Origin of the sequence: Micromonospora sp. A200, assembly GCF_029893845.1 — a bacterium.
Classification (GTDB): Bacteria; Actinomycetota; Actinomycetes; order Mycobacteriales; family Micromonosporaceae; genus Micromonospora; species Micromonospora purpureochromogenes.
Genome location: NZ_JARXXY010000026.1, coordinates 83,493 through 92,401, shown reverse-complemented (window position 1 = coordinate 92,401; position 8,909 = coordinate 83,493). Strand labels below are relative to the sequence as shown.

The window sequence follows — 8,909 nt, the reverse complement described above, 5'->3', positions numbered from 1 at the left end:
CCCCGGTGGCCAGCTCCAGGGCGCTCCGCATCCCGTACGGGGTGCCCCGCCAGCGGGCCAGGTGCGCGCCGTGCGCCACCAGGTCCCGCCGCCGCAAACGGCGGGCGGCGGCGGGCGGCGGGCGGGCGGCGGGCGGCGGGCGGCGGGCGGCGGGTCAGCCCAGCACGAAGCGGGGCTCGCCGTCCTCGGGCAGGTCCAGACGCGGGGTGACCGGGGTGGCGGCGTCCCGGTCGGCCGCCGCCCGCGCCACGCCGGCCAGGTCGCCGGCGGCGACCATCTGGGCCAGGGTGACCAGCGTCGGCGGCAGCATGGTCAGCTCGCCGGCCTCGGCCCGGGCCAGGGCGTCCGCCGGGCGGATCCACATGGTGTGGTCGGCCTCGCCGGAGACGTCCCGGGTCCGCTGCCCCTCGGGCAGCAGCGCCACGAAGAAGTACGTGTCGAAGCGGCGCGGCTCGAACTCCGGGGTGATCCACCGGCTCCACGGCAGCAGCAGGTCCGACCGGAGGGTCAGCCGCCGCCCGGCGAGCAGGTCGGCAAAGCCCACCCGGCGGGCCTCCAGGTCCTGCCGGGCGGCCTCCCACTCGTCGCCGCTGACGTCGCCGACCACGGTCGAGGCGTCCGGGCCGGCCAGCAGCACGCCGGCCTCCTCGAAGACCTCCCGCGCGGCGGCGCAGACCACCGCCTGGGCAGCCGCCGGGGCCACCCCCAGCCGGCCGGCCCACTCCGCCGGCTCCGGGCCGGCCCAGTCCAGGTGCGCCTGGGAGTCGGAGCGGTCCACCCCGCCGCCAGGGAAGGCGTACATGCCGCCGAAGGCCATCGCGGCGACCCGGCGGATGACGTACACCTCGAAGTCGTCGCCGGCCGGGCGCAGCAGCAGCACGGTGGCCGCGACCCGCGGCACCGCCGGGGTGCCACCCTCGGCGCGGAACCGGCGGGCGTGCTCGACCAGGGCGGCCGGGGCGGCGAAGCCGTCACTGTCGATCGTCATCCCGCGAGCCTAGGGCCTGTGTCAAAGCCCCTGGCCGGCCGAGGACCTTCACACCGGCCCCATTTCCCGAGCTGTGGATCGCCCGACCGGCCGGTCGTCGATCTTCGTTAACCTGCCGGCATGACACGTTGGGGAATCCTGGCCACCGGGTACATCGCCGGCCGCTTCGCCGAGGACCTGCGCCTGGTGCCGGGGGCCGAACTGGTCGCGGTCGGCTCGCGGACCGCCGAGAGCGCCGAGCTGTTCGCCGCCCGGCACGGCATCCCCCGGGCGTACGCCTCGTGGGCCGAGCTGGCCGCCGACCCGGACCTCGACGTGATCTACGTGGCCACCCCGCACGCCGCCCACCACGAGGCGACCCGGGTCTGCCTGGACGCCGGCCGGGCGGTGCTGGTGGAGAAGCCGTTCACCCTCGACCTGCCGAGCAGCACCGAGCTGGTCGAGTCCGCCCGCGCCCGTGGGGTCTTCCTGATGGAGGCCATGTGGATGCGGACGAACCCGCTCGTCCTGCGGGTGGTCGAGCTGATCGCCGACGGGGCGATCGGCGAGGTGACCAGCGTCCGGGCCGACTTCGGCGCGGCCGGGCCGTTCCCGCCCGAGCACCGGATGCGGGCCCGCACCCTCGGCGGCGGCGCCCTGCTCGACCTCGGCGTCTACCCGGTGAGCCTGGCCCACCTGCTGCTCGGCGTGCCGCAGCACGTGCACGCCTGGGCGAAGCTCGGCCGGGAGGGCGTGGACGAGAACACCGGCATCGTCCTCGGGTACGACTCGGGCGCGGTCGCCACGCTCGGCTGCGGCATGGTCGGCGCGACCGCGATCACCGCCTCGATCACCGGCACCACCGGCCGGATCGACCTGCCCGAGCCGTTCTACCGGCCGGGGTCGGCGGTGCTGCACCGGGCCGGCGCCGAGCCGGAGATCATCCCCGCCGACCTCACCGGTGGCGGCTACCAGCACGAGGCCGCCGAGGTGCAGCGCTGCCTGGCGGCGGGGCTGACCGAGAGCCCGCTGGTGCCGCACTCCGCCACGTGTGAGGTGATGGGGCTGCTGGACGGCATCCGGGAGCGGATCGGCGTGCACTACGCGTGAGGGGCCCCCTGCCGGTGGCGGGGAGCCCCTCGACGGGCGGTGCGGCCGGGATCAGAACAACGGCCGGACCACCAGGTAGGTCAGGCAGGCGATCAGCGCGGCCGCCGGGAACGTGATGATCCAGGCGAGCACGATGTTGCCGGCGACGTTCCAGCGCACCGCGGAGAGCCGCTTGGTGGCACCCACACCCATGATCGCCGAGGTGATCGTGTGGGTGGTGGAGATCGGGGCCTTCAGCACCAGGGCGTTGAAGTAGAGCACCATGCTGGCCACCGTCTCGGCGGCGAAGCCCTCCGGCGGGCCCAGGTCGATGATCTTGCGGCCGAGGGTGCGGATGATCCGCCAGCCGCCCGCGTAGGTGCCCAGCGCCAGCATGGTCGCCGAGGTCCAGAACACCCAGCCGGGGATGTGCGTCTTGTCGTCCTGGAAACCACCGGTGTAGAGGGCCAGCACCACGATGCCCATGGTCTTGGCGGCGTCCTGCATGCCGTGGCCGATCGACATGGCCGCCGCGGAGGCGGTCTGCGCCCAGCGGAAGCCCCGGTTGAGCTTGCCCGGCTGCCCCTTCCGGAACAGCCAGAGGATGGCCAGCATCAGCAGGTAGCCGAGGGTGAGGCCGACGATCGGCGACAGGATCATCGGGACGATGACCTTCTGACCGATGTTCGCCCACTGCACCACGCCGCCGGTGGCGAGCAGGGTCGCCCCGACCAGGCCGCCGAAGAGGGCGTGCGAGGAGGACGAGGGCAGACCGAAGTACCAGGTGATCAGGTTCCACGCGATGGCGCCGAGCACCCCGGCGAAGACCACCCCCAGGCTGGCCACGCCGGTGGGCAGGGTGACCAGGCCGTCGCCGACGGTCTTGGCCACCCCGGCGCCGAAGTGCGCGCCGACGAAGTTGCCGACCGCGGCCAGGAGCAGGGCGATCCGGGGTGTCAGCGCCCGGGTGGAGACGCTGGTCGCGATCGCGTTGGCGGCGTCGTGGAAGCCGTTGGTGTAGTCGAACGCCAGGGCCACCACGATCACCGCCAGCACGGCGATGAGTTCGGGACTCACAGGATCAGGACTCCTTGACCGCGATGGTCTCGACGGTGTTGGCCACGTGCTCGAAGGCGTCGCAGGCGGCCTCCAGCTCGTCGGCGACCTCCTTCATCTTCAGCACGGTGAGCGCGTCGTACTCGCCGGAGAAGAGGCGGACCAGCAGCATCCGGTACACCTGGTCACCGGTGTTCTCAAGCCGGTTGCACTCGATCCAGTAGTCCTCGAGGTCCTTCATCGACTTCAGCCTGGGCATCGCGTCAGCGGTCAGCTTGGCCTGCTGGTCGAGGACGTTGACCATCTCGTGCATCTCGCGGGGCAGCGAGGGGAGCTTGGTGAGGCCGTACAGGTAGAGCAGGTTGCCGACGGCCTCGAGGTGGTCCATCACGTCGTCGAGCAGCGAGCCCAGACGGTAGATGTCCTCCCGGTCGAAGGGGGTGATGAAGGTCGAGTTGATCTTCTTGTACAGCTCGTGGGTGATCTGGTCGCTGTCGTGCTCGACCTCGGTCAGCCGCTCGCTCACCGACTGCACCTCGACTCCGGGCAGGGCCAGCTCGTTCAGCAGTTCGGTGCCCTTCACCAGGTTCTGCGCGGCCCTGGTGAAGAGCTCGTAGAAGGCGCCCTCGGTGGGACGGAAGGAAAACTTCACAGCACGGACCTCGTCGTGTCGGTGGAAGGGTGGCCGACGCCGCCGGGGCGCCTGCTCTGGGCATGCTAAGGACATGGGAAAACCGGGCATTCCCCGGCCCACCCCTGGTCAGGCCCGATTCACCGCTCGTTCACCCGCCGTTCACCTTCATCCCTTCATCGTCGGCCCGCAACCGCTCCCGCTCGCGCTCGACGTCGAAACCGGCAGGCGGATACCCCAGATGCAGACCGGCGAACGTCTCCCGCAGCAGGTGGGCCACCGCCCAGTCCCGGTACCACTTGCGGTCCGCCGGCACCACGAACCAGGGCGCGGCCTCTGTGCCGCACCGCTGGAGCGCCTCGGCGTACGCGGCCTGGTAGTCGTCCCAGCGGGCCCGGGAATCGAGGTCCGACGGGTTGTACTTCCAGTGCTTGCGCGGGTCGGTCAGCCGCTCCAGCAGCCGCTCGCCCTGCTCCTCGCGGGAGATGTGCAGCATCACCTTGACCAGGGTCACCCCGGCGTCGACCAGCTCATGCTCGAAGGCGTTGATCTCGTCGTACCGGGCCCGCCAGGTGGCCTCCGGGACCAGCTCCGCCACCCGGGCCACCAGCACGTCCTCGTAGTGTGAGCGGTTGAACACACCCACGTACCCGGGCGGGGGCAGCGCGCGCCGGATCCGCCAGAGGAAGTCGTGCCGCAGCTCCTCGTCGGTGGGCGGGCCGAAGGAGCGGATGTGCAGGCCCAGCGGGTTCATCGCGCCCGCGACCCGCTTGACCGTGCCGTCCTTGCCGCCGCAGTCCATCGCCTGGAGCACCAGCAGCACCCGACCCGGCCGGCCCGGGGCCAGCTCCGCGCCGCCCATGGTGGGCGCCGACGCGGGCGCGTCCGGCTCGCCGGCGGCCTTCGCGGTGGCGAAGAGCATCTCCTGCTGTTCGCCCAGCTCCGCGCCGAGCAGTTCGACCTGCTCACGGGCCCAGGCCTTGCGCGCCCGGCCGCCGCCGGCCGCCGCCGGCAGCCCCGCGGTCGAGCGGGGATCGACCGTACGCGGGTCGACCGCCCCCGGTGAGACCCGGAGCAGGTCCCGCATCGTTCCGCCCTCGGGTGCCACGATGTCCGATCCATCGACTGCGCTCATCCCGCGATCATCACCCACCAAACCCCCCGCCGCCTCCCGAGCACCACCGCCCCTCCCCTCCGCCGCACCGCCCCGCCGGGCCCGCTCAAGATCCGCGTACGTTCGGAGAAGGAGTGGCCTCGCGGCCCTCCGCGGCCCCGCTTTCTCGGAAAGTGCGCGTTGTCGGACGGAGCTGGCGGGAGTGGGTGTCACGTTTTGGGGCGGTGGGGCGTCCGGTGGGCGGGGAGAATGCCGTCGGGTGGGGAGGGGACTGTGACGGTGGACGCGGTGAGCGAGTTCGAGGCCGAGCGCGGGCGACTGATGGCGGTGGCGTACCGGATGCTGGGCAGCCGGAGCGAGGCCGAGGACGCCGTGCAGGAGACCTGGCTGCGCTACGCCACTGCCCTCGGCGACCCGGCCGCCCGCGCCGAGGTGCGGCACCTGGGCGGCTGGCTCACCACCACCTGCGCCCGGATCTGCCTCGACCTGCTCCGCTCCGCCCGGGTACGCCGGGAGACGTACCCGGGGCAGTGGCTGCCCGAGCCGCGGGTGACCCCGCTGAATGCGGCCCCGGAGCCGGACGGCTTCGCCCCCGACCCGGCCGAGCGGGTCGTCCGCCGCGACCAGCTCGGCACCGCCCTGCTGGTGGTGCTGGAACGGCTCACCCCCGAGCAGCGGGTGGCCTTCGTGCTGCACGATGTCTTCGCGGTGCCGTTCGGTCAGGTCGCCGAGGCGCTCGGCACCAGCCCGGAGGCGGCCCGGCAGCTCGCCTCCCGGGCCCGCCGCGCGGTCAACGCCCCGGACGCGCCCCGGCACACCGCCGACCCGGCCGAGCAGCGGCGGGTGGTGTCCGCCTTCGTGGCCGCCACGGAGTCCGGCGACCTGGCGGGGCTGATGCGGGTGCTGGCGCCGGACGTGGTGCTGATCGGCGACGGCGGCGGGCATGCCCCGGCCGCCCGCAACCCGATCGCCGGGGCCGACAAGGTCGCCCGGTTCACCCTCGGCTTCTTCAGCCGGGCCGACCGCTTCGGCCACCGGGTGCGCGCCCGGCCCGTGCTGGTGGACGGGGCGCTCGGGTTGCAGATCGAGACCACCCGGCCCGACGGGCGGATGCAGCGCCTGGTCAGCGCGTTCGCCGTGGACGGCGGGCGGATCACCGGAATCTTCAACCAGCTCAATCCGGACAAGCTGACCCGGGTGGCGGAGATCGGCGCCGGGGACGACTGGCCGCAGCGCTGGTGAGCCCGGCTCAGAGCACCAGCGCCAGCCACTTCCGGTACGACGTGGCGAACGGCTCGGTGCCGTCGCCCAGCGCGCCGAGCAGCCAGCGCGACGCCGCCTCCGCCTCGGCCACCAGGTCGTCGGGGTAGCCGAACCGCTCCCGGTGCTCGGCGAACTCGTCCTCGTCGCGCAGCTCGACCGCCCCGGTGGCACGCCGGCGCACCACGTCCAGGTCCAGGTCGAACAGGTGCACGGTGTCGTCGCCCTCCCAGCGGGCCGGGGTGGTGATGTCGCAGTAGACCTCGCTGGTCCGCGGCGGCGGGTTGAACATGCCCGTCCACCAGGCGTGGTGCGGCACCAGGAGCACGAAGGGGATCTGCTCCACCGAGGGCCGGCCGTGGTAGACCGACTCGGTGCCGGCCGGCACACCCAGCCAGACCCCCAGGTCGTCCTCGGTGAGCCGGCGGGCCGGGTAGTCACGGTGGGCGCTGCCGTCGTACTTGCGGTAGATCACACGGACCACGTCGCTCGGCATGAGTCGCACCCTAACCGATTCCGCCCAACGGTCGCTGCGCGGAAGTAACCGGTCACGATCGGGTATCCCACGCGGCCGGGTGGCGCGCCCGGTGTCGGCGTCGGCGGGTACCGTCGCACGGTGACTCCGCCGCGCACCGCCACCGGTTCCGCCACCCCCCGCGGCCGGCGTCGGGGCGCCCGGCCCAGCGGCGGCGAGCTGCTGGCCGCCGCGGTCGGCGCGGTGCCCGGTGGCGCGGCCCGCCCCGGCCAGCAGCAGATGACCGAGGCGATCGAGCACAGCATCGGCTCCGGCGAGCACCTGCTGGTGCAGGCGGGCACCGGCACCGGCAAGTCCCTGGCCTACCTCGCCCCCGCGCTGACCGTCGACGGCCCGGTGGTGGTCTCCACGGCCACCCTGGCGTTGCAGTCCCAGCTGGTCGACCACGACCTGCCCCGGCTGGCCGACGCGGTGGAGCCGCTGCTCGGCCGGCGGCCCACCTTCGCGGTGCTCAAGGGCCGGCACCACTACCTCTGCCTGGCCCGGCTGGACAACTCCACCGAGGAGGAGCCGGAGGACACCCTCTTCGACGCCCCGGCGGCGCGGCCCGGGGGCGGCACCAGGTGGCTCGGCGAGGCCGGGCGGCTGGGCAAGCAGGTCCAGCGGCTGCGCGACTGGGCCGACGAGACGGCCACCGGTGACCGGGACGAGCTGGACCCGGGCGTCGACGACCAGGCCTGGCGGCTGGTCTCCATGCCAGCGCGGGAGTGCGTCGGCGCGTCCCGCTGCCCGTTCGGCCAGGAGTGCTTCGCCGAGGCGTCCCGGGCCCGGGCGCGGGAGGCCGACATCGTGGTCACCAACCACAGCCTGCTCGCCGTCGACATGATCGCCGGCCGGCACATCGTGCCGCCGCACAAGCTGCTCATCGTCGACGAGGCGCACGAGCTGGCCGACCGGGTCTCCTCGGCCGCCCAGGCCGAACTGGTCCCGGAGCTGGTCGACCGGTCCGCCCGACGGGCCCGGCCGCTGCTGCGACCGGACGTCGCCGAGCGGCTGACCGAGGCCGGCGACGCGCTCGCCGTCGGGCTGGCGGAGGCGCCGGCCGGGCGGATCACCGCCGGGCTGCCGGCCCCGCTGCGCGAGGCGTGCACGCTGCTCGACGCGGCGACCCGGGCCGCGCTGGACGCGATCGGCGACATCAAGGCCGACGACCCGGACCCGGTGCGCAAGCAGCAGGCCAAGGCGGTGCTGGACGAGCTCTCCACCACCGCCCAGCGGCTGCTGGAGGAGGCCGACCACGACGTGGCCTGGGTGGAGAAGCCGGAGAACGGCAGCCGCCGGGCGCTGGTGGTCGCGCCGCTGTCGGTCGCCGGCACCCTCGCCACCCACCTGTACGACGAGCGCACCGTGGTCGCCACCTCGGCCACGCTGGCGCTGGGCGGGCGCTTCGACACGGTGGCCCGGGCGTTGGGGCTGGACGCTCCCCCGCCCGCCCCGCCGTCGCCGGCCGCCGCCGCGATGGCCGTGACCGCCGCCGCCGGCCGGCCGGGCGTCACGCCGGGCACCGGATCGGAGGCCGGCGGGGTGGCGGTCGCCGCGGGCAGCCGGGCCGCGACCGGCACCGTGCCCGCCACCGAGGGCCCGGGCTGGCGGTCGCTGGACGTCGGCTCCCCGTTCGACTACGCCCGGCAGGGCATCCTCTACGTCGCCGCGCACCTGCCCCGCCCGAGCGTGTCGGGGCTGCCCGAGGCTGCGGGCGAGGAGCTACTGGGGCTGGTCAACGCGCTCGGTGGCCGTACCCTCGGGCTCTTCTCCTCCCGGCGGGCGGCGCAGCAGGCCGCGGAGCTGCTGCGGGCGCGGACGGACCTGCCGGTGCTGCTCCAGGGCGAGGAGGCGCTGCCGCTGCTGGTCCGCCGGTTCCGGCAGGAGCGGTCGAGCTGCCTGTTCGGGGTGATGTCGCTCTGGCAGGGGGTGGACGTCCCCGGCGACGCGTGCCAGCTCGTGGTGATCGACCGGCTGCCCTTCCCGCGCCCGGACGAGCCGCTGGCCGCCGCCCGGGCGGCGGCGGTGGACGCCGGCGGCGGCTCCGGTTTCGCGGCGGTCAGCGTGCCGATCGCGGCCGTCCGGCTGGCCCAGGGGGTGGGCCGGCTGATCCGGGCCACCGGCGACCGGGGTGTGGTCGCGGTGCTGGACTCGCGGCTGGAGACGGCGCGCGGCTACGGGCCGTTCCTGCGCCGCTCGCTTCCCCCGTTCTGGTACACCACCCGCCCCGACGTGGCCCGCGGCGCCCTCGAACGCCTCGCCAAGGCCTGACCTC

General features: G+C 74.3%; 8 protein-coding genes. 3 read left to right on the top strand and 5 right to left on the bottom strand.

Annotated elements, in window-relative coordinates; genetic code table 11:
* Positions 1-154 precede the first annotated feature (154 nt).
* Positions 155-988 (bottom strand): NUDIX domain-containing protein, encoded by an 834-nt coding sequence (locus M2302_RS23675; protein WP_280840032.1) that lies wholly within the window; start codon positions 986-988, stop codon positions 155-157.
* Between the two features lie 120 nt (positions 989-1,108).
* Here M2302_RS23675 and M2302_RS23670 point away from each other — a divergent pair, with 120 nt between their 5' ends.
* Complete coding sequence (locus M2302_RS23670; RefSeq protein WP_280840031.1) at positions 1,109-2,077, top strand: Gfo/Idh/MocA family oxidoreductase; 969 nt, start codon at positions 1,109-1,111, stop codon at positions 2,075-2,077.
* A gap of 51 nt (positions 2,078-2,128) precedes the next feature.
* Here the strand turns inward: M2302_RS23670 and M2302_RS23665 are convergent, their stop codons facing one another.
* From M2302_RS23665 to M2302_RS23655, 3 genes are all read right to left on the bottom strand, one after another.
* A complete protein-coding gene (locus M2302_RS23665; protein ID WP_280840030.1) occupies positions 2,129-3,133 on the bottom strand; it encodes an inorganic phosphate transporter in 1,005 nt (334 codons plus the stop codon).
* A gap of 4 nt (positions 3,134-3,137) precedes the next feature.
* The gene (locus tag M2302_RS23660) at positions 3,138-3,764 is read right to left on the bottom strand and encodes a DUF47 family protein (protein WP_280840029.1); all 627 of its coding nucleotides are present in this window, start codon (positions 3,762-3,764) and stop codon (positions 3,138-3,140) included.
* A 130-nt stretch (positions 3,765-3,894) separates the two neighbouring features.
* Positions 3,895-4,878, bottom strand: coding sequence for a PPK2 family polyphosphate kinase (locus tag M2302_RS23655; protein ID WP_280840028.1), 984 nt, complete (start codon positions 4,876-4,878; stop codon positions 3,895-3,897).
* Between the two features lie 267 nt (positions 4,879-5,145).
* Between M2302_RS23655 and sigJ the strand changes: the two genes are divergently transcribed.
* Positions 5,146-6,099, top strand: coding sequence for an RNA polymerase sigma factor SigJ (sigJ, locus tag M2302_RS23650; protein WP_348529442.1), 954 nt, complete (start codon positions 5,146-5,148; stop codon positions 6,097-6,099).
* 7 nt (positions 6,100-6,106) lie between these two features.
* On the opposite strand, the gene M2302_RS23645 is transcribed toward sigJ, so the two are convergent.
* On the bottom strand, positions 6,107-6,613 hold the full coding sequence (locus M2302_RS23645) for a DUF402 domain-containing protein (protein WP_238450621.1): 507 nt from the start codon (positions 6,611-6,613) through the stop codon (positions 6,107-6,109).
* Between the two features lie 120 nt (positions 6,614-6,733).
* On the opposite strand from M2302_RS23645, the gene M2302_RS23640 reads away from it, so the two are divergent.
* Positions 6,734-8,905 carry an ATP-dependent DNA helicase gene (locus M2302_RS23640; protein WP_280840026.1) on the top strand — a complete coding sequence of 724 codons (2,172 nt, stop codon included), beginning with the start codon at positions 6,734-6,736 and terminating at the stop codon, positions 8,903-8,905.
* Positions 8,906-8,909: the final 4 nt, after the last annotated feature.

Coding starts and splice junctions, on each gene's coding strand:
- M2302_RS23645 (WP_238450621.1), bottom strand. CDS start 6,613: ATGCCGAGCGACGTGGTCCGTGTGATCTACCGCAAGTACGACGGCAGC.
- M2302_RS23675 (WP_280840032.1), bottom strand. CDS start 988: ATGACGATCGACAGTGACGGCTTCGCCGCCCCGGCCGCCCTGGTCGAG.
- M2302_RS23655 (WP_280840028.1), bottom strand. CDS start 4,878: ATGAGCGCAGTCGATGGATCGGACATCGTGGCACCCGAGGGCGGAACG.
- M2302_RS23670 (WP_280840031.1), top strand. CDS start 1,109: ATGACACGTTGGGGAATCCTGGCCACCGGGTACATCGCCGGCCGCTTC.